20 protein-coding genes are annotated in these 23,957 nt (G+C 74.6%); 7 read left to right on the top strand and 13 right to left on the bottom strand.

The window, feature by feature from the left end:
- Window position 1 precedes the first annotated feature (1 nt).
- The 9 genes from cysD to ACF1BN_RS02700 form a co-directional block, all read right to left on the bottom strand.
- On the bottom strand, window positions 2–937 hold the full coding sequence (gene cysD / locus ACF1BN_RS02740) for a sulfate adenylyltransferase subunit CysD (RefSeq protein ID WP_392329769.1): 936 nt from the start codon (window positions 935–937) through the stop codon (window positions 2–4).
- Window positions 934–1,500, bottom strand: coding sequence for an adenylyl-sulfate kinase (gene cysC, locus ACF1BN_RS02735; protein ID WP_392329768.1), 567 nt, complete (start codon window positions 1,498–1,500; stop codon window positions 934–936). Before cysC ends, cysD begins: the two co-directional genes overlap by 4 nt.
- Window positions 1,500–2,243 (bottom strand): phosphoadenylyl-sulfate reductase, encoded by a 744-nt coding sequence (locus ACF1BN_RS02730; protein WP_392329767.1) that lies wholly within the window; start codon window positions 2,241–2,243, stop codon window positions 1,500–1,502. The genes cysC and ACF1BN_RS02730 overlap by 1 nt, the downstream gene beginning before the upstream one ends.
- Window positions 2,240–2,419 carry a hypothetical protein gene (locus tag ACF1BN_RS02725; protein ID WP_392329766.1) on the bottom strand — a complete coding sequence of 60 codons (180 nt, stop codon included), beginning with the start codon at window positions 2,417–2,419 and terminating at the stop codon, window positions 2,240–2,242. The genes ACF1BN_RS02730 and ACF1BN_RS02725 overlap by 4 nt, the downstream gene beginning before the upstream one ends.
- 28 nt (window positions 2,420–2,447) lie before the next feature.
- Entirely contained in the window at window positions 2,448–4,145 is a 1,698-nt protein-coding gene (locus ACF1BN_RS02720) for a nitrite/sulfite reductase (RefSeq protein ID WP_392329765.1), read from the bottom strand.
- A 126-nt stretch (window positions 4,146–4,271) separates the two neighbouring features.
- Window positions 4,272–4,355 (bottom strand): putative leader peptide, encoded by an 84-nt coding sequence (locus tag ACF1BN_RS02715; RefSeq protein ID WP_311136957.1) that lies wholly within the window; start codon window positions 4,353–4,355, stop codon window positions 4,272–4,274.
- A 145-nt stretch (window positions 4,356–4,500) separates the two neighbouring features.
- Window positions 4,501–5,070: a GNAT family N-acetyltransferase gene (locus ACF1BN_RS02710; protein WP_392329764.1), complete on the bottom strand. Its 570-nt coding sequence runs from the start codon at window positions 5,068–5,070 to the stop codon at window positions 4,501–4,503.
- Window positions 5,071–5,416: 346 nt separating this feature from the next.
- Entirely contained in the window at window positions 5,417–6,709 is a 1,293-nt protein-coding gene (locus ACF1BN_RS02705; RefSeq protein ID WP_392329763.1) for a GAF domain-containing protein, read from the bottom strand.
- Window positions 6,710–7,162: 453 nt separating this feature from the next.
- Window positions 7,163–8,800, bottom strand: a complete 1,638-nt coding sequence (locus ACF1BN_RS02700; protein ID WP_392329762.1) for an acyl-CoA dehydrogenase family protein — start codon at window positions 8,798–8,800, stop codon at window positions 7,163–7,165.
- A gap of 17 nt (window positions 8,801–8,817) precedes the next feature.
- Between ACF1BN_RS02700 and ACF1BN_RS02695 the strand changes: the two genes are divergently transcribed.
- Together ACF1BN_RS02695 and ACF1BN_RS02690 are read left to right on the top strand one after the other, a co-directional pair.
- Window positions 8,818–9,942, top strand: a complete 1,125-nt coding sequence (locus ACF1BN_RS02695) for a YihY/virulence factor BrkB family protein (RefSeq protein ID WP_376596124.1) — start codon at window positions 8,818–8,820, stop codon at window positions 9,940–9,942.
- A complete protein-coding gene (locus tag ACF1BN_RS02690) occupies window positions 9,939–10,724 on the top strand; it encodes a helix-turn-helix domain-containing protein (protein ID WP_392329761.1) in 786 nt (261 codons plus the stop codon). The genes ACF1BN_RS02695 and ACF1BN_RS02690 overlap by 4 nt, the downstream gene beginning before the upstream one ends.
- On the opposite strand, the gene ACF1BN_RS02685 is transcribed toward ACF1BN_RS02690, so the two are convergent.
- Together ACF1BN_RS02685 and ACF1BN_RS02680 are read right to left on the bottom strand one after the other, a co-directional pair.
- Window positions 10,664–11,083, bottom strand: coding sequence for a VOC family protein (locus ACF1BN_RS02685; RefSeq protein WP_392329760.1), 420 nt, complete (start codon window positions 11,081–11,083; stop codon window positions 10,664–10,666). The genes ACF1BN_RS02690 and ACF1BN_RS02685 overlap by 61 nt on opposite strands.
- Before the next feature lie 18 nt (window positions 11,084–11,101).
- Window positions 11,102–13,075 (bottom strand): BTAD domain-containing putative transcriptional regulator, encoded by a 1,974-nt coding sequence (locus tag ACF1BN_RS02680; RefSeq protein WP_392329759.1) that lies wholly within the window; start codon window positions 13,073–13,075, stop codon window positions 11,102–11,104.
- A 294-nt stretch (window positions 13,076–13,369) separates the two neighbouring features.
- On the opposite strand from ACF1BN_RS02680, the gene ACF1BN_RS02675 reads away from it, so the two are divergent.
- The 3 genes from ACF1BN_RS02675 to ACF1BN_RS02665 all read left to right on the top strand — a co-directional run bounded on the left by ACF1BN_RS02675 (window position 13,370) and on the right by ACF1BN_RS02665 (window position 16,594).
- Entirely contained in the window at window positions 13,370–13,831 is a 462-nt protein-coding gene (locus ACF1BN_RS02675) for a phospholipase (protein WP_392329758.1), read from the top strand.
- A gap of 237 nt (window positions 13,832–14,068) precedes the next feature.
- A complete protein-coding gene (gene rsgA / locus ACF1BN_RS02670; RefSeq protein WP_392329757.1) occupies window positions 14,069–15,181 on the top strand; it encodes a ribosome small subunit-dependent GTPase A in 1,113 nt (370 codons plus the stop codon).
- A 60-nt stretch (window positions 15,182–15,241) separates the two neighbouring features.
- Complete coding sequence (locus tag ACF1BN_RS02665) at window positions 15,242–16,594, top strand: DNA-3-methyladenine glycosylase 2 family protein (RefSeq protein ID WP_392329756.1); 1,353 nt, start codon at window positions 15,242–15,244, stop codon at window positions 16,592–16,594.
- Here the strand turns inward: ACF1BN_RS02665 and ACF1BN_RS02660 are convergent.
- Window positions 16,581–17,063, bottom strand: a complete 483-nt coding sequence (locus ACF1BN_RS02660) for a DUF456 domain-containing protein (RefSeq protein WP_392329755.1) — start codon at window positions 17,061–17,063, stop codon at window positions 16,581–16,583. The genes ACF1BN_RS02665 and ACF1BN_RS02660 overlap by 14 nt on opposite strands.
- Window positions 17,064–17,169: 106 nt before the next feature.
- Entirely contained in the window at window positions 17,170–18,150 is a 981-nt protein-coding gene (locus ACF1BN_RS02655; RefSeq protein ID WP_392329754.1) for a helix-turn-helix domain-containing protein, read from the bottom strand.
- A gap of 232 nt (window positions 18,151–18,382) precedes the next feature.
- On the opposite strand from ACF1BN_RS02655, the gene ACF1BN_RS02650 reads away from it, so the two are divergent.
- Both ACF1BN_RS02650 and ACF1BN_RS02645 read left to right on the top strand, forming a co-directional pair.
- Window positions 18,383–22,189 (top strand): S8 family serine peptidase, encoded by a 3,807-nt coding sequence (locus ACF1BN_RS02650; protein WP_392329753.1) that lies wholly within the window; start codon window positions 18,383–18,385, stop codon window positions 22,187–22,189.
- A gap of 123 nt (window positions 22,190–22,312) precedes the next feature.
- Window positions 22,313–23,935 (top strand): protein phosphatase 2C domain-containing protein, encoded by a 1,623-nt coding sequence (locus ACF1BN_RS02645; RefSeq protein WP_392329752.1) that lies wholly within the window; start codon window positions 22,313–22,315, stop codon window positions 23,933–23,935.
- Window positions 23,936–23,957 lie beyond the last annotated feature (22 nt).

Below are 23,957 nucleotides of genomic sequence, written 5' to 3'. Positions count from 1 at the left end.
GTTAGAAGTACCCTTCGCGCTTGCGGTCTTCCATCGCCGCTTCGGAGAGCTTGTCGTCGGCGCGGGTGGCGCCGCGCTCGGTGAGCCGGGAGGCGGCGATCTCGGCGATGACGGCGTCGAGCGTGGTGGCGTCGGAGTCGACGGCGCCGGTGCAGGACATGTCGCCGACCGTGCGGTAGCGGATCAGCCGCGTCTCGACCCGCTCGGTCTCCTTCGGGCCGCCCCACTCGCCGGCGGTCAGCCACATGCCGTTGCGGGCGAACACCGCGCGCTCGTGGGCGAAGTAGATCTGCGGGAGCTCGATCTTCTCGCGCTGGATGTACTGCCAGACGTCCAGCTCGGTCCAGTTGGACAGCGGGAAGACCCGGACGTGCTCGCCGGGGGCGTGCCGGCCGTTGTAGAGCTGCCACAGCTCGGGGCGCTGGCGGCGCGGGTCCCACTGCGAGAACTCGTCGCGCAGGGAGAACACCCGCTCCTTGGCGCGGGCCTTCTCCTCGTCGCGCCGGCCGCCGCCGAAGACCGCGTCGAAGCGGTGCTGCTGGATCGCCTCGGTGAGCGGCACCGTCTGGAGCGGGTTACGGGTGCCGTCCGGGCGCTCCTTGAGGGCGCCGCGGTCGATGTACTCCTGCACGGAGGCGACGTGCAGCCGCAGTCCGTGCTCGGCGACCACGCGGTCGCGGTACTCGATGACCTCGGGGAAGTTGTGGCCCGTGTCGACGTGTAGCAGCGTGAAGGGGACCGGCGCCGGGGCGAAGGCCTTCAGCGCCAGGTGCAGCATGACGATGGAGTCCTTGCCGCCGGAGAAGAGGATCACCGGCCGCTCGAACTCGCCCGCCACCTCACGGAAGATGTGGACGGCCTCGGACTCCAGGGAGTCGAGGTGCGACAGCGCGAACGGGCTGTCGGTGGTGTCGTGGGTGTGCGCGACGGTCGTCATGCGAGACCCCTCTCGGTGAGCAGCGCGTGGAGCTGCGCCGCGGACTCCTGCACGGTCTGGTTCTGGGACTCGATCCGGAGATCGGGCGTCTCGGGGGCCTCGTACGGGTCGTCGACGCCGGTCAGGCCGGAGAGCTCGCCCGCGGCCTGCTTGGCGTAGAGCCCCTTGACGTCGCGGACCGAGCAGACCTCGACCGGGGTGGCCACGTGGACCTCGACGAAGGCGGTGCCCTCGGCCTGGTGCCGCTTGCGGACCGCCTCGCGGCTGTCGGCGTACGGGGCGATGACCGGGACCAGCGCGATCACGCCCTGCGAGGCGAGCAGCTCGGCGACGAAGCCGATCCGCTGCACGTTGGTGAACCGGTCCTCGCGGGAGAAGCCGAGGCCCGCGGAGAGGAACTCGCGGATCTCGTCGCCGTCGAGGATCTCGACGCGGCGGCCCTCCTCGCGCAGCCGGCCGGCCAGCTCGTAGGCGATCGTGGTCTTGCCGGCGCTCGGCAGGCCGGTGAGCCAGACGGTGGCACCGGTCACGTGGGTCTCCAGGGGGGTGTCGGGGGTGGTCATCAGCCGTGCAGCCCGCATTCGGTCTTGGCGCGCCCGGCCCAGCGGCCGGCCCGGGCGTCCTCGCCGGCCTCGACCCGGCGGGTGCAGGGGGCGCAGCCGACGGAGGCGTACCCGTCCATGAGGAGCGGATTGGTCAGGACCCCGTGCTCGGTGACGTAGGCGTCCACGTCGTCCTGGGTCCAGCGGGCGATGGGGGAGACCTTCACCTTGCGCCGCTTCTCGTCCCAGCCGACGACCGGGGTGTTGGCCCGGGTCGGGGACTCGTCGCGGCGCAGTCCGGTCGCCCACGCGGTGTACGCGGTCAGCCCGTCCTGGAGCGGCTTGATCTTGCGCAGCGCGCAGCACAGGTCGGGGTCGCGGTCGTGCAGCTTCGGCCCGTGCTCGGCGTCCTGCTCGGCCACGGTCTGCCGCGGGGTCAGCGTGATGACCTTGACGTCCATGACGGCCTCGACGGCGTCACGGGTGCCGATGGTCTCCTCGAAGTGGTAGCCGGTGTCGAGGAAGACGACGTCCACGCCGGGCATGGCGCGGGAGGCGAGGTGGGCGACGACCGCGTCCTCCATGGAGGAGGTGACGCAGAACCGGGGGCCGAAGACGGCGGCGGCCCACTGGAGGATCTCCAGCGCGGAGGCGTCCTCCAGCTCCCGGCCGGCCTGCTCGGCGAGCGCCTTCAGCTCGGCGTCGGTGGTCGCCTCGGTGATCCGGGCGGCAGTGGTCGCACTGGTGACCTGAGTGTCCGTCATATCGATTCCCCTCCAGTGGTGTTGCCGGAAGTCCCGGGGGCGAGGAGCCCCAGGAACTTCAGCTGGAAGGCTCGACTGCACGCTGCGCATTCCCAGGCGCCGTGGCCCAGCTCGCTCGGACGCAGGTCCTCGTCCCCGCAGTAGGGGCAGAAGAACGGTGCGGCGCGCTCGCTCATGCCGTGCTCCTCGTCTCGCTCGCCGCGCTCACGAAAGGGCCTCCTCGGAGGCGCGGGCCGCCCAGGTGGCGAACCGCTCGCCGTCCTCGCGCTCCGCCTGGAAGCGGGTGAGGACGCGCTCGACGTAGTCGGGCAGCTCGGCGGAGGTGACCTTGAGGCCGCGGACCTTGCGGCCGAAGCCGGCCTCCAGGCCGAGGGCGCCGCCCAGGTGGACCTGGTAGCCCTCGACGCGGTTGCCCTCGTCGTCCAGGACCAGCTGGCCCTTGAGGCCGATGTCCGCGACCTGGATGCGGGCGCAGGCGTTGGGGCAGCCGTTGATGTTGATGGTCAGCGGCTCGTCGAACTCCGGCAGGCGGCGCTCCAGTTCGTCGATGAGCGAGGAGCCGCGGCCCTTCGTCTCGACGATCGCGAGCTTGCAGAACTCGATGCCGGTGCAGGCCATCGTGCCGCGCCGGAAGGGGGACGGGGTGACCCGCAGGTCCAGCGCCTCCAGGGCGGAGACCAGCGACTCGACCTGGGACTCCACGACGTCGAGGACGAGCATCTTCTGCTCGGCGGTGGTGCGGACCCGGCCGGAGCCGTGCGCCTCGGCGATCTCCGCGATCTTGGTGAGGGTGGGGCCGTCCACGCGGCCGACGCGCGGGGCGAAGCCGACGTAGAAGTTGCCGTCCTTCTGGCGGTGCACGCCGACGTGGTCGCGCCAGCGGCCGGCCGGCTGCTCGGGCGCGGGACCGTCGGTGAGCTTCCGCTCCAGGTACTCGTCCTCCAGGACCTGGCGGAACTTCTCCGGGCCCCAGTCGGCGACGAGGAACTTCAGGCGGGCGCGGTTGCGCAGCCGGCGGTAGCCGTAGTCGCGGAAGATCGAGATGACGCCCTCGTAGACGTCGGGGACCTCGTCCAGGGAGACCCAGGTGCCCAGCCGGACGCCGAGCTTGGGGTTGGTGGAGAGACCGCCGCCGACCCAGACGTCGAAGCCCGGACCGTGCTCGGGGTGGACGACGCCGACGAAGGAGATGTCGTTGATCTCGTGCGCCACGTCGAGCAGCGGCGAGCCCGAGACGGCCGACTTGAACTTGCGGGGCAGGTTGGAGAAGTCTTTGTTGCCGACGATCCGGCGGTAGATCTCGTCGATGGCGGGGGTGCCGTCGATGATCTCCTCCTCGGCGATGCCGGCCACCGGCGAGCCGAGGACGACGCGCGGGGTGTCGCCGCACGCCTCGGTGGTGGAGAGACCGACCGCCTCCAGGCGGTTCCAGATCTCCGGGACGTCCTCGATGCGGATCCAGTGGTACTGGACGTTCTGCCGGTCCGTGATGTCGGCGGTGCCGCGCGCGAACTCCTCGGAGATCTCGCCGATCACCCGGAGCTGCTGGGTGGTCAGCCGGCCGCCGTCGATGCGGACGCGGAGCATGAAGTACTCGTCGTCCAGCTCCTCCGGCTCCAGGACGCCGGTCTTGGTGCCGTCCAGGCCCTGCTTGCGCTGGGTGTAGAGACCCCACCAGCGCATGCGTCCGCGCAGGTCGTTGGGGTCGATCGAGTCGAAACCGCGCTTCGAGTAGACCGTCTCAATGCGTGTCCGCACATTGAGACCGTCGTCGTCCTTCTTGAACTGCTCATTGCCGTTCAGCGGGGTGAAGTGCCCCACGGCCCACTGACCCTCGCCACGGTGGCGCCCGGTCTTGCGGCGGGCGGCGGCGGGAGTGGGGTTTTCCGGGGTGGCGGCCATGGCGTCTTGTCCTTCGGGACTGCGGGAGGGCGGCTCTGACCTGCACACTCGCGCGCAGAAAAGAGAGTGGCGCGGCGGTGCGCAGCAGGGTCGGGCAGAGAGGAGGGTGCGGCGGTGCTGGCTTGCTCAGCGCGCCGGACAGATGGCGCTGGACATGCGGCCGAGGTCGACGTGCCGCCGACTCACCAAGGCAGTTCCAGTTCCAGGCATGGCGGAAGCGTGTCACGGGACTTTGGACCCAGTCCAGCATCGTCCGTTATGTGGACATGAAAGTCTCACTGTGCGAGACGGTGTGGTCTGGGTCACGCAAAAGGGGCCCTGACCAGGGCCCCTTTCACGGTGAACTGGCGGAGGGTCAGGCCTGCGCGCCGGGCCACGGGCCGGGCGTCACGGTCTCCTCGGCCTCCTCCGTCCTGGTCTCGAACAGCCGGAAGCCGCGGCGCTCGTAGTTGGCCATGGCGTGCGGGCCGTCCAGCGAGCAGGTGTGCAGCCACACCCGCTTGGTCGGCTCCCGGTCGGGCCAGCGCTCGGCGAGGTCCCAGGCGCGGCGGATCCCCTCGGTGAGCAGGTGGCCGCCGATGCCGCGGCCCCGGAAGGCGCCGATCAGGCCGAAGTAGATGATCTCCACGGCCCCGTCGTCCTGCGGGTCGAACTCCACGTACCCGGCCGGCGTCCCCCGGTCGTACGCCACCCAGACCTCGGCGCCCGGCTTCTCCGCGATCTCCTTCCACTGCGCGTACGTCAGCGGGAGCCGGTCGGCCCAGTGGATGTCGCCGCCGACCGCGGTGTAGAGGTAGCGGCTGAACTCGGGGGAGGGGACCTCGGCCCGGCGGACGACGATGTCGTCGCCCTCGGGGACCCGCGCCGGACGCAGGTCGTCGGGCGAGGTCTGTTCCAGGGACCAGGTGGTGAGAGTGATGCTCATGCCCTCATCGCATCATGCGGAGCCCCGGATTCCCAGGCCGGACGGGCGTGGGCCCCGTCTCCCCGGTCCGCCGGACGCGCTGTCCGGCATGTGGACAGATCCGGGGTCCCGTGGCGGCTTTCCGGCCATGGGGGTGCGACGGACGTACGGCCCCCCGGGCGCCCGGCCCGGGCGGGCGGGGCCAAGGCGGGCGGGGCCAAGGCGGGCGGGGCCGGGCGGGCAGGGCCAGGAGCGTGGGGCCGGCGCGGGCGAGGCCCGGAGCGCCCAGGGGGTGACATGCGCCCGTGGCGGAGCCCGGAGTGCCCAGGGGTGACGTGCGCCTCGGGCGGAGCCGGGAGCGCCCGGGTCAGACGTGGGTGGTCGCGCGGATCGCCGGGGACGTCGAGTGGGGCAGCAGGTCGCCCGGCCGCTCCGGGCGCCGCACCTCGACCGCGATCTCCTCGCGGAAGCGGTACGGGCGGTGCGCGAGGACCCCGGCGAGGGTGCGGCGCACCCGGGACATCTCGGCCCGGACCGTCACCGTCCTCGTCCGGTCCCCGAACACGTCCTCGGCCAGATCGGCCGCCGTCCGCCCCTCCGGATGCAGCGCCAGGAGATAGAGGAGCTCCGCGTGGCGCGGGCTCAGCTCCTGCTGCCAGCTCCCCGCCGCCCCGGAGACCGCCACGGTCCAGCGGCGCGGCCGGGTCAGGTCCAGCACCAGCCGGCTCGCCGCGCCCGACTCCGTACCGGCCGGCGCGGTGTCCTCCTCGACCCGGAGCAGCCAGCCGCCGGGCAGCGGCTCCACCGAGCACAGGCCCAGCGAGGGCAGCCAGACCCGCCCGGCGCCGAAGGACTTCGGCAGCGTGATCCGGTCCACCGGGGCGAGCCCGGTCACCGCGGCCGTCCAGCCGTGCGGATCGACCGCGACGGCCCGGCCGCCCACCCGGCACAGGATGGGCGCGGCCACGGCCCGCAGCCGCTCGACCGTGGACCGGTGCCGCTCGCGCATCTCGGCCTCCGCGAGCCGGGCGACCGAGCCCACCAGGGCCAGCATCGAGGGGTGGAAGGTGGAGGCCGGCCCGCTCACGTCCAGGACGCCGAGCAGCCGCTGGTCGCGCGGGTCGTGGACCGGGGCGGCGGCGCAGGTCCAGTTGTGCAGCGCCTGCACGTAGTGCTCGGCGGAGTGGACCTGCACCGCCCGGTGGGTGGCGAGCGCGGTGCCGACCGCGTTGGTGCCGGCGGTGTGCTCCGTCCAGGCCGCCCCCTCCTCCAGGCAGATCCCGTTCGCCTGCCGCATCACCGAGGGGTGGCCCTCCCGCCACAGCACGCGGCCGTGCTCGTCGGTGACCACCATGATCTGGAGCGAGGTGTCGGCGATCCCGGCCAGGCCGGAGCTGAGGGTCTGCATCACCTCGGCGAGGAGGGTGCTCCGCCGCCGCTGCTCCAGCTCGTCGCGGCGCAGCAGCACGCTGCTGGTGCCCTGGTCGGGGTCGAGGCCGAGCCGGGCCATCCGCCGCCAGGAGGCGTCGATCTCCGGCCGGGGGGCGATCGGCGGTGTCCGGCCGGCCAGGGTCTCCTCGCGGACGCGGTGGAGCAGCCGGGCCGCCTGGACGGCGTCCATGGTGGCCAGCCGCTTCATGTCGAGCCGCGTGTTGTTCATCGGTCCCTCCCCGCCACCCGGTGTGCTGTATCGGTTCTGCAGTGTCCGGGCGGATGACCGGAGTGTCGTGAGCGCCCTGGGGCCCGACCGCGGGGGCGTCCCGGGCCGGGCTCGCAGTGTCGCGGTCCATCGTGCCGTCCGGAAGCCCTCCGTGGAGCCCGGTTCGGGTAATCCTGCAACCCTTTGCAACTCTGGCCCCGCCCCGCCCCCGTGCGCGAGGGTGGTGGACGGCGGGCGGTGGTGCCGTGTCGGCGCAGCACCACCCCCGCCTTCCGCGCGTGCCGACCCCGCGCCCCGTCCGACGGGCCGCGCCGGGGTCCACCCCTGGTACGCGCGGCAGACTTCCCGAGGCATACGCGCCGCGTCCCGAGGACGCCGTACGCCCCGAAGGACGCGCGGGGTGCCCCCGGCGTACGCGCGATGGTCCCGGCGTACGCGCGGGCGTACCGCCCCTCACTCCGCAGGCCGGGCCCGCTCCACCACCGCGCGCAGGTCCAGGGTGTGCGGCAGGGTGCCGAAGCCCGCGCCGCCGTCGCCGCCGAGGCGGCCCGCGCAGAACGCGTCCGCCACCTCCGGCGGGGCCCAGCGGACGAGGAGCGCGCCCTGGAGGACGAGCGCCACCCGCTCCGCGAGCCGGCGGGCCCGCGCCTCGGCGCCCTCCAGATCGGCCAGCTCCGTGAGCAGCCCCCGGATCGCCCGGTCGAGCCGGGGGTCCGCCCCCCGCGCCTCCCCGACCTCCCGCAGATACGCGTCCAGCGCGGCCGGCTCCGTCCGCAGCGCCCGCAGCACGTCCAGCGCCTGGATGTTCCCCGCGCCCTCCCCCACCGAGTTCAGCGGAGACTCGCGCAGCAGCCGCGGCAGCCCGGACTCCTCGACGTACCCGTTCCCGCCCAGGCACTCCAGCGCCTCGGCCACCACCGGCACGCACCGCTTCGTCACCCAGTACTTGGCCGCCGGCACCGCGATCCGCAGCAGCGCCCGCTCCCGCTCCGTACCGGAGTCGTACGCCGCCGCGAGCCGCATTCCGAGGACGGTCGCCGCCTCCGACTCCACGGCCAGGTCCGCCAGCACGTTCCGCATCAGCGGCTTGTCGGCGAGGAGACCGCCGAAGGCCGAGCGGTACGAGGCGTGGTGCACGGCCTGGGCCACCGCCTGCCGCATCAGCGCCGCCGACCCCAGCACGCGGTCCAGCCGGGTCGCCGCCACCATCCCCCTCACGGTCCGGAGCCCGTGCCCCTCCTCGCCGACCCGGCGCGCCCACGTCGTCCCGTCGAACTCCACCTCCGCCGAGGCGTTCGACCGGTTCCCGAGCTTGTCCTTGAGCCGCTGGAGCGCGAACGCGTTCCGCGAGCCGTCGTCGAGGACCCGCGGCACCAGGAAGCAGGTCAGCCCCCCGGGCGCCTGCGCGAGCACCAGGAAGGCGTCCGACATCGGCGCCGAGCAGAACCACTTGTGCCCCGTCAGGACGTACTCGCCGGACCCCGCCAGCGGTCGCGCGGACGTCGTGTTCGCCCCTACGTCGCTGCCGCCCTGCTTCTCCGTCAGCCCCATCCCCAGCAGCACCCCGGCCTTCGACGCCACGGGGGCGAGCTCCCGCTCGTACACCCGGGAGGCGGCCAGGGGCTCCCACACCGCCGCCAGCTCAGGCTCGGCCCGCAGCGCCGGCACCGCCGCGTGCGTCATCGACAGCGGACAGCCGTGCCCGGCCTCCGCCTGTGTGGCCACCAGGAACGCCGCCGCCCGCCGGACGTGCCCGCCCGGCCGCCCCCACGCGTCCGTCAGCCCCGCCGCCACCCCCTTGCCGAGCAGCCGGTGCCAGGCCGGATGGAAGTCCACCTCGTCGATCCGGTGCCCGTACCGGTCGTGCGTCCGCAGCCTCGGCGGGAAGGCGTTCGCCAGCTCCCCCCACTCCCTGACCTGCTCCGAACCGGAGGCCCGGCCGAGCGCGCGCAGCTCCTCCCGAGCCCCCTCCGCGAGCTCCGCGGGCAGGTGCCGGTCGACCGCCTCCGCCAGGGCCCGGTCGGACGTGTAGACGTCGTACCCCACCAGGGGCGGAGCCTGGTTGGTCACTGTGTGGGAGGCCGCTTCCATGCCGATACGGTAAGCAGGTGCAGGCAGCAAGCGAAACACCCGAACGGCCGGAGCGGCGACCCTGGAGCAGGATCCACCGGGCCCGCGTCCTCTACCGCAACGTCTCGAAGCGGAAGATGGTCTGGCTGCTCCTCAAGGACACCGTCAACTCGTGCATCGAGTACCGGATCCTCGGCCTCGCCGCCGAGGCCGCCTTCTTCACCCTGCTGTCCCTGCCACCCCTGCTGCTCGGACTGATCGCCCTCCTCGGCTACGCCGACGACTGGACCAACACCGACACCGTCGCCAGCATCCAGGAGAACATCCTCCGGGCGGCCGGCACGGTCCTCTCCGACCGGGGCGTCGAGGAGATCGCGCAGCCCGTCCTCGACGACATCACCCGGGCCAAACGCCCCGAACTCATCTCCCTCGGCTTCGCCATCGCCCTCTGGTCGGGCTCCCGCGCGGTGAACGTCTTCATCGACACCATCACCGTCATGTACGGCCTGGACGGACACCGGGGCATCGTGAAGACCCGGCTGCTCGCCTTCCTCCTCTACATCGTGGCGCTGCTCATCGGGGCGGTGGTGCTGCCCCTCGCGGTGGTCGGCCCCGACCGGGTCGTCGAACTCGTCGCCTGGGGCACGAACGTCGTCGCCGTCCTCTACTGGCCGGCCGTCATCCTGCTCTCCATCGCCTTCCTGACCACGCTCTACCACGTCTCCGTCCCCGTCCGGTCGCCCTGGATCGAGGACATCCCAGGCGCGCTCGTCGCCCTCGCGATGTGGGCGCTGGGCAGCTTCCTCCTGCGGATCTACCTGACGAGCCAGGTCGAGGGCCCCACCATCTACGGCTCGCTCGCCGCGCCCATCGCCATCCTGCTCTGGATCGGCGTCTCCGCCTTCGCGGTACTGGTCGGCGCGGCCGTGAACGCGGCCATCGACCGCGTCTGGCCGTCCGTCGCCACCGCCGCCGCCCGCGAGGCCAACGAGCGCGCCCGCGCCGTCCAGGCCGCCGAGCTCGTCGCCCGGATCCGCGCGGAGGCCGACGAGGTCGACGAGGACGACCCCGACATGCCGTCCGAGTTCCCCGAGCGCTGGTCCAAGTTCCTCCCGCCCGACGACGTGAAGTCCCGGCTCCACACGGGCTGGGAGAAGGAATGACCCTTCCCGGGGCACAGCCCGGAAGGGGGTACGAGGAGCGCCCCGCACGGCTCGACGGCGCCGTCCTGTGGACCCGGACGGCGTCCGTCCCCGTCCGCTCCGGCACCGCCGTCGTCCCCGACGGGTGCATGGACCTGATCTGGGCCGACGGACGGCTCCTCGTCGCGGGCCCCGACACGCGCGCGTACCGCTCGACGGAGGCCGTCGCCCGCTACGCCGGACTCCGCTTCGCCCCCGGTGACGCCCCGCGCGTCCTCGGAATCCCGGCCCGCGAGCTCCGCGACCGCCGGGTGGACCTCGCCGACCTGTGGACCGACGCGGAGGCCCGCCGCCTCGCCGACCGGATCGGACGGGCCACCGACCGGGCCGCCGCCCTGGAGGCGTACGCGCTCGGCCGCGCGGCCGCCACCGGGCCGCCGGACCCGCTGCTCCGGGAGATCACCGCCCGGCTCGGCGCGGGCCGCCCGGTCGGCGAGACCGCCGACGCCCTCGGCCTCGGCGCCCGCCGGCTCCACCGGCTCTCCCTCGACGCCTTCGGCTACGGCCCCCTGACCCTGGCCCGCGTCCTCCGCCTCCAGCGCGCCCTCGCCCTCCTCCGGGCCGGCCTCCCGCCCGCCGAGGCCGCCACGCGCGCGGGGTACACGGACCAGTCCCATCTGACCCGCGACACCCGCGCTCTGGCGGACACGACACCCGGGGCGTACGCGCGCGTGGCGGCCGATCAGGCGCCGTCCGCGGCCCGGGAGTCGATCGAGGTGTCGGCGAAGAGCGAGATCCCGTGACCGTCCGGGTCGAGCACCACGGCGTACCGCTGCCCCCACACCGCGTCCCACGGCTCCATGTGCCCCGCGTATCCGGCCTCCGTCAGCTCCGCGTACGCCGCGTCCACCTCCTCGGCGGAGTCGCAGCGGAAGGCCAGCTCCCCCCGGCTCCCCTCGGTCCGCCGGTACGACGGATCGAAGGACCGGACGGACTCCTCCGTGTCCCAGGCGAGCCGTAGCCCGCCCGGTAGCACCGCCTCCACGTGCGGCGCCCCCTCCGAACCCTCGGGAAAGCCGAAGCCCAGCCGGCGGTAGAAGGCGAGCGAGGCGGCCATGTCGGCGACCACCAGTCCGATGAGGTCGAGTCGAGGTGTCTTCATGCCCCCGACGCTAGGCCCTCAGGGGAACCGGGTCTTGTACGGATCGGACACCGGTGGCACCGGGGGAGGCGCGGAGAGGGACGTGCGGGCCGGGCGCTGTATCGGGAGGGACTGGAGGTGGAGCAGCAGCAGGGGGTGGAAGCGGAAGGACGGGACGGGCGCTTCCCCCGGGGCGGCGGGCGGAGCGGGCCGCGCTTCCAGGAGACAGGCGTCGGCGAGCCGTTCGACCAGGTCCTCGGCTCGTCGGACGGGCAGGCCGAGCGCGGCCGCGGCGGAGTCCGGGGTGAAGGGCCGCGGGCCGAGAGCCGTGAGACGGGTCAGCACCTCGCGGCTCTCGGTGTCGGTGCGCCGCAGCAGCCGCGCCAGGGCCCTGGCCACGTCCAGGCGGCCGAAGGAGAGCTCCGCGAGCCGCGTCGGCTCGGCCGCGAGCCGCTGCGCGAGGCGCGCCACCGACCAGTGCGGGCGGGCGACGAGCCGGGCCCCGGCGATCCGCAGCGCCAGCGGCAGTCCGGCGCAGAGCTCCACGATCCGTTCCGCGGCGGCCGGCTCGGCGGCGGTGCGGGCACCGCCCGCCGCCGCGGCGAGCAGCGCGAGGGACTCGGCGCGGTTCATGGGGGAGAGGGCGAGCACCGTGGGGCCGGTCTCCGCGGCGAGGTGGACGTGTCCGGTGACCAGGACCGCGCAGTGCGGCCCGGCCGGCAGGAGCGGGGCCAGGGCGGCGCGCTCGGAGGCGTTGTCCAGCAGGACCAGGAGCCGGCGGTCCGCCGTCCGGGTCCGGTAGACGCGCACCAGCTCGTCCAGGTCGCCGGCGACGGAGCGGGGCGGCTCGGTGCCGAGGGCGCGGAGGAACCGCACCAGCACCTCGCGGGGGTCCTCGGGAGTGCCGCACGGGCCGGTCAGGTCGGCGTACAGCTGCCCGTCGGGGAACGCCGCCCCGGCCGCGTGCAGGGCGTGCACGGCGAGGGCCGTCTTGCCGACGCCCGCCATGCCGGTGATCAGGCAGCGGCGCGGACCGGCGGGGGCCTCGGCCGGGCGGGCGGCGAGCAGGCGCCCCAGTACGGCGCGCTCACGGGCGCGTCCGGTGAAGCACGGGGTGTCGGGCGGCGGCATGAACGGCGGCGCGGTCGCCGGTCCCATAGAAGGGGACGGACCGGGCGAGGCGGTGCGGGGCCGGGGCGGTCCGACGGGACCGCCGCCCGGCGGCGGGGCGGACGGAGGCGCACCCACCGGAGCGGGCTGCTCCGCGTGCGGCGGGGCGAGGTCGAGCGTGGCGCACAGCAGGGCCTGGTGCGCGGCCCTCAGCCCGTGGCCGGGGTCCACCCCCAGCTCGTCGGCGAGCACCGCCCGGCCCTCGTCGAAGACCTGGAGCGCCTCGGCCTGCCGCCCGCACCGGTACAGCGCCGTCATCAGCTGGGCCCGCAGCCGCTCGCGCAGCGGGAAATCGGCCACCAGCCGGGCGAGTTCGGCGACGATCCGCTGGTGCCGGCCCAGGGCGAGATCGGCCTCCATCCGGTTCTCCAGGGTGGCGGCGCGCTCCTCCTCCCAGTGCGGGACCTCCTCCTCCGCCAGGAACTCGGTGACATTCACCAGCACGGGGCCCCGCCACAGGTCCAGTGCTTCACGCAGGAGAGTGGCGGCCTCCGCGTGCCGGTGCTCCTGGAGCGCCTGTCGGCCGAGCCGGTCGAGGCGCTCGTACTCCAGGATGTCGACCCGGCTCTCCCCGGTCCTGATGGCGTACCCCGGCGCCCGGCGCTCCAGGGTGACCTCGGGGTCCAGCAGCTTGCGCAGCCGGGAGACGTACGTGTAGATCTGCGCGCTCATCGTGGCGGGCGGGTCCGCGCCCCACAGCAGCCTGCTCAGCCGGGCGTCCGGGACGACCTGCCCGCGGGCCAGCAGGAGGGCGGCGAGGAGCGTGTGCGCCTTCGTCCCCGACAGGGCCACGCGCCGGCCGTCCCGGGTGGCCTCGACCGGACCGAGCAGCTGGAAGTCCATGGGGTCTGGGAGTCCTCTCGACGACCGACGCGGGCTGCGGAACCACCTTGGCCGAACACCCGCCCCCGCGCCGCCGATCCGATCGGCATCCTCCCGGCAACCGGAACCCCGACCGGAACGGCACCGGCAACGGGCGACCGGCACCCGGCCCCCGTACCGGCACCAGGGGCGAGCACCCCCGCGCCGCGTGGAGATTCCGTACAGCTGCGTCAGGGATCCGCTATATCCCGGCCCTCCACGCTCGGGGCAACGGCGCCGGGAGATCCCCGGTCCGCTCCCCGGGGAGGACCCCTGATGCGCAGTCGACTCGCCGCAGTGACGGCCACCGCAGTAGCCGGAATCATCGCCCTCGCCACCCCCGCCTCGGCGGCGCCCGCCGACAAGCCGCAGGTGCTGAGCGGTTGGACCCAGACGAGCGCCGCCAGCTACAACTCCTGGGTGACCGCCCGCGCCAACCAGGGCAACTGGTCCGCCTACGGGTTCGACTGGTCGACCGACTACTGCTCGTCCTCCCCGGACAACCCCTTCGGCTTCCCGTTCCAGACCTCCTGCGCCCGCCACGACTTCGGCTACCGCAACTACAAGAAGGCCGGCACCTTCAGCGCGAACAAGGCCCGCCTCGACGACGCCTTCCACGCCGACCTCAAGCGCGTCTGCACCCGCTACTCCGGCGCGACCCGCACCGCGTGCGACTCCACCGCCTGGACCTACTACCAGGCCGTCAAGGCCTTCGGCAGCAGCCCGGCCGTCCGTTAAAACCGGTGGTGCGCTGACGGAGGGCCGGACTACAGTGCCGTTCATCCGCTCCCGAGGGGGCGGATGTCGGCACGTCGAGAACCGGGAAGCAGGAGGTGAGGACATTGATGACTGTCACGGTGACGGGCTCTGCCCGCATTCAGGAGTTCATCGTTCCCACCCCCGTGGTCTCCGGCTGACACCTTCCCTCCTCGCGCGCGGTGCGCGCGGCCGGGGCCGCCCTGTGAAGGGTTCCCCTTGTCTTCTTCGCTTTCCTCCACCTCCACCTCCTCCGTCCTCGACGCCCACGGCTGGGACGCCGGCTGGGCCGAGGACTTCGCCCCGTACGCCGCCCAGGGTTTCGTCCCGGGCCGGGTCGTCCGGGTCGACCGCGGGCAGTGCGACGTGGCGACGCCGGCCGGCGTCGTCCGTGCGGACACCGCGTTCGTGACGCCGCACGACCCGCTGAGGGTCGTCTGCACCGGCGACTGGGTCGCCGTCGACCCCGAGGGCGCGAGCGACCCCCGGTACGTACGGACGCTGCTGCCGCGGCGTACGGTCTTCGCCCGGTCCACCTCCTCCAAGCGGTCCGAGGGCCAGGTCCTCGCGGCCAACGTCGACCACGCCGTCATCACCGTCTCGCTCGCCGTCGAGCTGGACCTCGGCCGGATCGAGCGGTTCCTCGCCCTCGCCTGGGAGTCCGGAGCGCGGCCCGCCGTCGTCCTGTCCAAGGCCGATCTGGTGCCCGATCCGGTCGTCCTCTCCCATCTGCTGGAGGACGTCCAGGGCGTCGCGCCCGGCGTCGAGGTGCTGCCGATCAGCTCGGCCAGCGGGGACGGCGTCGACGTCCTGCGGGCCGTCGTCTCCGGCGGCACCACCGTCCTCCTCGGCGTCTCCGGCGCCGGCAAGTCCACCCTCGCCAACGCGCTCGTCGGCGAGGACGTCATGACCGTCCAGGCGGCCCGTGACGTGGACGGCAAGGGCCGGCACACCACCACCACCCGCAACCTCTTCGTGCTGCCCGCCGGCGGTGTCCTCATCGACACGCCCGGCCTGCGCGGCGTCGGCCTGTGGGACGCGGAGGCCGGCGTCGGCCAGACCTTCGCGGAGATCGAGGAGCTGGCCGCCGAGTGCCGCTTCCACGACTGCTCCCACGAGTCCGAGCCGGGGTGCGCCGTCCTGGCCGCCCTCGACGAGGGCAGCCTCCCGGTGCGCCGCATGGAGAGCTACCGCAAGCTCGTCCGCGAGAACCAGCGCCTGGTCGCCAAGACCGACGCCCGGCTGCGCAACGAGATCCGCAAGGACTGGAAGCGCAAGGGCGCCGAGGGCCGGGCCGCCATGGCCTTCAAGCGCGAGGGCCGGCTGCGGTAGCGGCAGCGCCCTGTCCGAATCCCGCGCGTGTGCGGCGGTGCGCCGCCGCACACTGGACCCATGACGGACGACGAGGGCGACACCCTCTACCAGGCGGTGAGCAGCAGGGACGCGCGCTTCGACGGCGAGTTCTTCTTCGCCGTGCGGACCACCGGCATCTACTGCCGGCCCAGCTGCCCCGCCGTCACCCCCAAGCGGCGCAACGTCGCCTTCTTCCCGACGGCCGCCGCCGCCCAGGGGCACGGCTTCCGGGCCTGCCGCCGCTGCCGGCCCGACGCGGTGCCCGGCTCCGCCGAGTGGAACGTCCGGGCCGACGTCGTCGGCCGGGCCGTCCGGATGATCGGCGACGGCGTCGTGGACCGCGAGGGCGTGCCAGGACTCGCCGTCCGGCTCGGCTACAGCACCCGCCAGGTCCAGCGCCAGCTCACCGCCGAGCTGGGCGCCGGACCGGTGGCGCTGGCCCGCGCCCAGCGGGCGCACACCGCCCGCGTCCTGCTCCAGACCACCACGCTGCCGGTCACGGAGATCGCCTTCGCCGCCGGTTTCGCCTCGGTCCGCCAGTTCAACGACACCATCAGGGCCGTCTACGCCCGCACCCCGACCGAGCTGCGCGCCGACACGCCCGGCGCCCCCGGGCCCGGGGCCACCCCGGCCACCGGCGTACCGCTGCGGCTCGCCCACCGGGGGCCGTACGCCGCCGGCGAGGTCTTCGACCTGCTGGCCGCCGAGGCCCTGCCGGGCGTCGAGGAGGTCACCGGGCCGCCCGGCGACCGCACCTACCGGCGCACCCTGCGGCTGCCGTACGGCCCCGGGACCGTCGCCGTCGACGAGCGGGCGCCCGGCGACTGGCTGGAGGCCCGGCTGCACCTCACCGAACTGCGCGACCTGACCACCGCCGTGCACCGGCTGCGCCGCCTCCTCGACCTCGACGCCGACCCGTACGCGGTCGCGGAGCGGCTCGGCGCCGATCCGCGCCTCGCGGGCCCGGTTGCGGCCCGGCCGGGCATCCGCTCGCCTGGGGCCGCCGAACCGGAGGAGTACGCCCTGCGGACCGTGCTCGGCCCCGAGGAGTCGGCCCGCGTCCTGGCGGCCTCGGGGACCCCGCTGACCGCCCCCCACGGCACGCTCCGCGCGCTCTTCCCCGCCCCGGCCGACCTCACCGGCCACGCCCTCGCCGGACCGCTGGCCCGCGCCCTCGCCGACGGCTCCCTCCGCCTCGACCCGGGCGCCGACCGCGACGAGGCCGCCCGTGTCCTCACGGGCCTCCCCGGCGTCTCGCCCCGCGCCGCCGCCCGCATCCGGGTGCGCTCCCTCGGCGACCCGGACGTGCCGGACCCGGCCGGACCGGACGTCCCGGAGTGGGCGCCCTGGCGGTCGTACGCCGCGCGGTACCTGGAGGTCACCCGGCGATGACCGCGCCCGCCCACGCGCCCACGATCAGCAGGCAGGCGAAGAGCTCCACCAGGAGGCTGGTGCCGGCGGCGCGCATCAGGGCGCGGGTGGCGGCCCGGGCCTGTCCGTGCCCGCCCAGACGGAGGCGCTCGGAGAGGTAGACGCCGCCGACGAAGCCGGGGACGGCGCCCACGACCGGGAGCAGGACGAAGCCGAGGAGGGCGCCGCCGCCCGCGCAGCCGAGGGTGCGCCGGGTCGGACCCACGCCCCGGAAGCGGCGCGGCGGCAGCTGCCAGACCACCACCTGGGTGAGCAGCATCAGGGCGGTCGAGGAGACGAGCAGGATCCACGCCAGGCCGGTCTGCTCGTTCAGCGACCACCACAGCACGGCGGCCCACACCAGCCAACTGCCCGGCACGCCGGGGGTGAGGACCCCGAACAGGCCGAGGAGCATGACCGCCGCGACCATCAGGAGCTGCCACACACCCACGCGCCCAGCCTCTCCCAGACCGGGCGTTCCCGCAGGTCGCGAGACCCGAACGAGCGGACGACAGGCCCTCGGGCCACCCAGCCCGTACGAGAGGGGCTGGGTGGCCCTAGCGGGCCACCCAGCCCCTCTCGTACGCGTGCCAGCCCAGCTGGAGGCGGGTCGTGACGGCGGCCAGCTCCATCAGGCCCTTCACCCGGCGCTGGACCGTGCGCAGACCCAGGTCCAGCTGCTTGGCCACGCTCGCGTCGGTCATGCCGGCGAGCAGCAGGGAGAGGATCTCCAGGTCGGTGGTGTCCGGGCCGGGGGCCTGCTCCTCGGTGACCTGGGCGCCCGCGCCCAGCCGCAGCGGCAGCGCCTCCCGCCAGACCGCCTCGAAGAGGCCCATCAGCGACTCCAGGAGGCCGCTCGCGTGCACCACCAGTGCGGCCGGCTCCGCGCCGCGGCCGGTCAGCGGGACCATCGCGAGGCTGCGGTCGGCCACCACCAGCTTGGTCGGCACCCGGTCCACCACCCGGATCCGCTCCTCGCGGCCGAGCGCCGCCGACAGTTCGAGGAGGCCGCTGGGGAGGGTCAGCACCTCCCGCTCGACCACCACCCGGTAGCGCACGCCCCGCCCGGCGGCCAGCTCCTCGGCGTCGTTCTCCATGCCGGAGACGGCGATCGGCTTGCCGGTGACGAGCGCGCAGACCTCCTCGGTGGCGCCGAGCTGGAGCTGGAGGAAGCGGTGGGTGACGGCGCTCGCGCCGGTCACCACCTCGACCAGATCGTGCACGGCCGGTTCGGTCGCCTCGGCCCGGTACTCCTCCGCGAGCAGAGCCGCCGCCAGCTCGGCCTGCTCCAGTTCGTGCCGCTGCTGGGTGAGGAGCGCGCCGAGCGCGACCCCGGGCGGCGCGGCCACCCAGCGGCCGGTGCGCGCCGAGGACTGGGCGGCGAGCCCCTGCGCCTCCAGGCGGCGCAGTGCCCGCTCGGTGTCGTGCTCGGGCAGCGAGAGCCGGTGCGCCAGGTCCGTGACCTCGGCCGCCCCGAGCGCGATCAGCGCCCGGTACGCCGACTCCTGCCGCTCGTCCAGTCCTATCGCTCCCAGCATCGGTTCCCGCCCCTCGCCGTGCGTCCGGAGGGCGGCGCGCGATGTTCCGCGCACGGGTTCCGGAGGCATTCGTTCCGTTGGTGACCTGGCGGGAATCGGCCACGGCGTATTCCCGCCTCGCCCATCATCCCTGTACCGCCCCCACCTCTGCCAATGTGGCGCCACCGCAGCACCAACCGCCTCCGGATACAGGTGACTTGCGCTTGTTGTCCGGATTCAGATGGGGAGAGCGATGCGCCCGATTTCGCGTACGGCCCTGGGGGCGGCGACCGCCGCCGTCCTGGCCGTCACCGCGGCCCTGCCGTCCGTCGCGGCCCAGCCGCCGGCCGGCGGCCCCGCCGAACGCCTACCGGTTGGCAGCGAGACCCAGGCCCCCGTCGGGGAGCGTCGCGGGACGGGGATCCTCCCGGCCGACGGCCGGGGGAGGCCCGCCACGGTGACCCTGGTCACCGGCGACCGCGTCCTGGTCGGCAGCGACGAGCGGGGCAACCCCGTCGCCACCGTCCTGCCCCGTGAGGACGGCACCGTGCCGCTCGTCCAGACCCGCCGCTCGGGCCCGGACCTCTACGTCTACCCCGAGGGCGCCACCGAGGCGCTCGCCGCCGACCGGGTCGACGAGGAACTGTTCAACGTCACCGGCCTGGTCCGCCAGGGATACGACGACGCCTCCACCACCACGCTGCCGCTGATCGCCGTCCACGGCTCCGACCTCGGCCGCTCCCCCCTCACCGCCCCGCGCGGCGCCCGCCGCGGCCAGGTCCTCAGGACGATCGGCGGGGTCGCCCTCACGGCCGAGAAGAAGCAGGCCGCCACCTTCTGGGCCGAGGTCTCCGCCCCCACCGCCCGCGCCTCCACCACCGGCCTGGACAAGCTGTGGCTGGACCGCAAGGTCGAGGCCACCCTGGAACGCTCCACCACGCAGGTGCACGCCCCCGAGGCGTGGGCCGCCGGCTACGACGGCACCGGCACCAAGGTCGCCGTCCTCGACACCGGCGCCGACGCCGAACACCCCGACCTCAAGGGCCGGATCGTCGCCTCGGAGAACTTCACCGGCTCCGACACCACCGACGACCGCCAGGGCCACGGCACCCACACCCTCTCCACCGTCGGCGGCTCCGGCGCGGCGAGCGGCGGCAAGAAGAAGGGAGTCGCCCCCGGCGCCCAGCTCCTCAACGGCAAGGTCCTCGACGACTCCGGATCCGGCGCCACCTCGTGGATCATCGCCGGCATGGAGTGGGCCGTCGCCCAGGGCGCCGACGTCGTCTCGATGAGCCTCGGCAACCCCTCCGAGACCGACTGCGACGACCCGATGTCCGCCGCCGCCGAACAACTCGCCCAGAACAAGGGCACCTTGTTCGTCGTCGCCGCCGGGAACACCGGCCCGGCCCTCAACTCCGTCTCCTCGCCCGGCTGCGCGCCCGGTGTCCTCACCGTCGGCGCCACCGACCGCGACGACTCCACCGCCCGGTTCTCCAGCCGCGGCCCGACCGCCAACGAGGCGCACACCCTCAAGCCGGAGATCGCCGCCCCCGGCGTCGGCATCTCCGCCGCCGCGGCCGGCGGCCGGGGCCTCTACGCGTACCAGGCGATGTCCGGTACGTCGATGGCCACCCCGCACGTCGCCGGCGCCGCAGCCGTCCTGAAGCAGCGTCACCCCGACTGGACCGCCCAGCAGTTGAAGGCGGCCCTCGTCTCCTCGGCCGAGACCGGCATCCCCGGCGACGTCCGGGAGACCGGAGGCGGCCGGCTCGACGTCAAGGCCGCGATCGACCAGACGGTGCTCTCCGCCCCCGCCGTCCAGGGCGGCACCTACCACTGGCCGCAGGACAGGAGCGACCGCACCACCGTCACCGTCCCCTACACCAACACCTCCGAGGCCCCGGTCACCCTCGACCTCGCCGTCGAGAAGGTCACCGGCAACGACGGCTCCACCGTCCGGTCCTCCGTCGCCCGCCTCGGCAAGCGCAGGGTCGAGGTCCCGCCCGGCGCGACCGTCGAGGTCCCGCTGGCCCTCGACCCCACCGCACACCTGGAGCGCGCGCAGTACGGCGACGTCACGGGCAGGGTCGTCGCCACCGCCCGCGGTGGCGTCCACGTCTCCACCCCCTTCTCCCTGCATGTCGAGCCCGAGACGGTCACCCTCCGCGTCAAACTGATCGACCGCCTGGGCAGGCCGGCCGGCGGCCCCTCCTCGCTCGACGTCATCGGCACCGACACCGCGACCGGCGAGCGCCGGTTCAACGAGGGCGCCGCCGACCAGGTCTTCCGGGTCCGCCCCGGCGGCTACTTCCTCACCTCCTTCGTCGCCACCCCCGACGCCGGTGAGGGCGCCACGCTGACCGACTCGCTCACCCACCTGGCCCGCCCGCAGCTGGAGGTCAGGAAGGACACCACCGTCGTCCTGGACGCCCGCCGGGCCGCCCGCCTCTCGGTGCGCACCGACCGCCCTTCCGAGGTCCGCGGCGCCACCCTCGCGTTCGCCCGCTCCTGGGACGACGTCTGGATGCACGCCGGCACCGCCATCGGCCCGCGCACCATCCGCTCCTACTTCGCCTCCGTCGAGGGCGAGGCCCGCGACGGCTCCTTCGAGTCCGGCAGCTACTGGCGCGCCGCCGCCCCGCAGCTCTCCTCGCTGCGCACCGGCGACGGCACGGACCTGCACGCGGTGACCGCCTCCACCGGCTCCGACAACCTCGACGGCACCGGGTCCGCCCGGCTCGTCGACGCCGGCACCGGCACCCCGGACGAGCTCAAGGCCGCCGGCGTCCAGGGCCGTCTCGCCCTGGTCCGCGTCCCCGACGACACCACCGGCGTCGCCGCCCTGGCCAGGGACGCCAAGGCCGCCGGCGCGGTCGGTGTCGTCGTCCACCGCGCCTCACCGCACCGCTGGTACCCGGCCGGCGGCTTCACCGGCGCCGGCCTGCCGGTCCTCGCGGTCCCGGCCGCCGAGGCGGGCGTCCTCCTCGGCAAGCTCGCCGCCGGCGAGGTCACCCTGCGCTGGAAGGCCACCGCCAAGCCCTCGTACGTCTACAGCCTCGCCTTCCCCGAGACCGGCGAGGTCGGGCGCGACCGCGAGTACCGGGTCCGCGACTCCCGCCTCGGCCGCTCGGAGGTCTCCTACGGTTCGGCGGGCGTCGCCGCGGACTTCATGAACTTCCCCGCCGCGTACCGCCCGAACGGCACCTCCGCCGGCTTCGCCGGCCTGGAGACCGTCCCCGCCCCGGGCAGCCGCACCGAGTACTACACGCCCGGCGACACCTCCTGGCGGCAGCTGACCGGCAGCAGCTTCCCCTACGGCGAGCTGATGGTCGGCGACCGGCACGCCTACACCGCGGGCGAGCGCCGCACCGAGCGCTGGTACGACGGCGTCGTCGTCCCGACCGCCCCGCGCGACGACTCCGGCGCCCCCGTCCTCGTCTCCGAGCGGCAGGGCGACCTCATCGGCTTCGCCGCCGCGATGTGGGGCGACGGCGTCCACCACGCCGAGCCGGGCTCCTTCGGCGACCTCGGCAACCTGCGGCTGCGCCGCGACGGCGAGCTGATCGGCGAGAACGCCTGGCCCTTCGGAGCCTTCCGGGTGCCCGCCGAGCGCGGCACGTACGAGCTGGAACAGAACACCACGAAGATCGGCAACCGGAACTGGGCCCGCTCCACCTCCGTACAGTCGATCTGGAAATTCACCTCCCAGCTCGACGAGACGGTCTATTCTCAGGGCATCCCGATTCTCTTCCCCCGGTACGACCTGCCGGTGGACGGACTCAAGACCCTCGCCGCCACCGACGGCCAGCGGATCCGCCTCTCCGTGACGGGTCACGCCGGGTACCGGCCGGGCGCACTCACCTCGGCCTCCCTCTCGTACTCCTACGACGAGGGCACCACCTGGACCGAGGCGCCGGTCGCCAAGGCGGGCGGCGAGTGGATCGCGACCGTGAACCACACGGGCGCGACGGGCAGGCCGGTCACCCTGAAGACCGAACTGACGGACGCCAAGGGCAACTCCGTCACCCAGACCGTGGTCCGCGCTTACGACGTGCGCTGACCACGACGGTCCGCCGGACGTCCTTCCCGTGGGGGGTGGGGTCGTCCGGCGGACCACCCATTCGCAGCAACGGTTTTTCCCGTGTCCCGTTCTCCCGGGCCGCCCGCGGTGGACAATAGGGGCATGACGCAGCAGGGGGACAACTGGTGGGACGCGCTCTACGACGAAGCGGCGGAGGACGGCGCCCCGGCGTCTCCGGGTGACACCCTCGACGCCCGCTTCGCCTCCGCCACCCGGGCCACCGCGCCCGAACCCCCCGCCCCACCGCCGGCACCTCCCACCCCCGCGCCCCCGGAGCCCCCGGCCCCGCCGCGCACGGAGGCCCTCACCCCGGCCCCTGTCCCGGCTCCGGTCCCCGCACCGGACCCGCCCGCCCGCCCCGTCGCGCCGCCCGTACCGTCCGCGCCGCCGGCGCCCGCGGTGTTCGGACCGGCGCCCTGGGAGGCGCCCGGCACCGGCCCCCGCACCTTCCCTGCACCGCCCGCACCACCCTCAGCGCCCGCGCCGCCTTCATCGCCCGCGCCCTCCGCATCGCCCGCGCCCCCCGCGCCCTCCGCATCGCCCGCACCGCCCGCGCCCTCCGCGTCGCCATCGCCGACCCGGGAGCCCGAGCACCAGCAAGAGCACCAGCCCGAGCCGGTCGCCGCGACCCGGGCAGGACGGCAGCCGGCCGACGACGCCACCGTGCGGGTGCACCTGCCCGCCGGGCACGAGGCGACGGTCCAGGTGCCGGTGGCCGCGCCGGTCCCCCGGCCCCGTACCGGCTTCGTCGGCAGCCGGCCGCCCACCTACGAGGCCGAGCCGACCGCGCTGCCCACCGCGCGCCCCGGCGAGCTCGGCGACCTGGTCGCCGACACCGTCCTCGACGGTGCCCGCTACGGCACCGCCACCCTCCGCGCCGCCTCCGTGCGCGGCGACTCCGCCCGCTACCGGGGCGAGCCCCGCCGGGACGCGCTGCTCACCGCCCGCTTCGGGCACGACGAGACCGCCCTGGTCCTCGTCGCCGTCGCCGCCGGCTCCCGCGCCGCCGACGAGGCCCACCTCGCCGCCGCCGACGCCTGCCGCTGGATCGGCGAGGCCGTCGGACGCAGCCACGCCCGGCTCGCCGAGGACATCCGCTCGGGCCGCCGCGGCGACCTCAAGTCGGGGCTGCACCGTCTCACCGACCGCACCTACGGACGGCTCCGCGCCCGCGCGATCGAGCGGGGCGTGGCGCCCGACCTGTACACCGCGACCCTGCGTTGCCTCCTCATCCCCGCCGACCCGGACTGCCGCACCCGGGTCTTCTTCGGGGTCGGCGGCGGCGGACTCTTCCGGCTCCGCGACGGGGCCTGGCAGGACATCGAACCGCTGCTGCCCGACCCGGCGTCGGTCACCGGCGCCCCGGTCGTCGGCTTCGGTTCGACCCCGGCGCACGGGACGCCCGAGGCGACCGAGGAGGGCGACCGGCTCACCATGGACCTCGGGATCACCACCGCCCCGGGGCCGCTCGTGGAGGAGCCCGTCCCGCCGCCCGCCGAACCCTTCCGCTTCCGCGCCTCCGTGGCCCGCCCCGGCGACACCCTGCTCCTCGCCTCGCCCGGTCTCGCCGAACCGATGCGCGGCGAGCCCGAGCTCGCCCGCGAGCTGGCGGCCCGCTGGACCGGCGCCGAACCGCCCGGCCTCGCCGCCTTCCTCGCCGACACCCAGCTGCGGGTGACGGGGTACGCCGATGACCGTACGGGGGCCGCCGTCTGGGAGGCGTGACCGGCCGGGCCGTGTGTTGATG

Source organism: Streptomyces sp. NPDC014861, from assembly GCF_043081625.1.
Lineage (GTDB): Bacteria > Actinomycetota > Actinomycetes > Streptomycetales > Streptomycetaceae > Streptomyces.
This window is presented reverse-complemented; position numbering and strand designations above follow the sequence as displayed.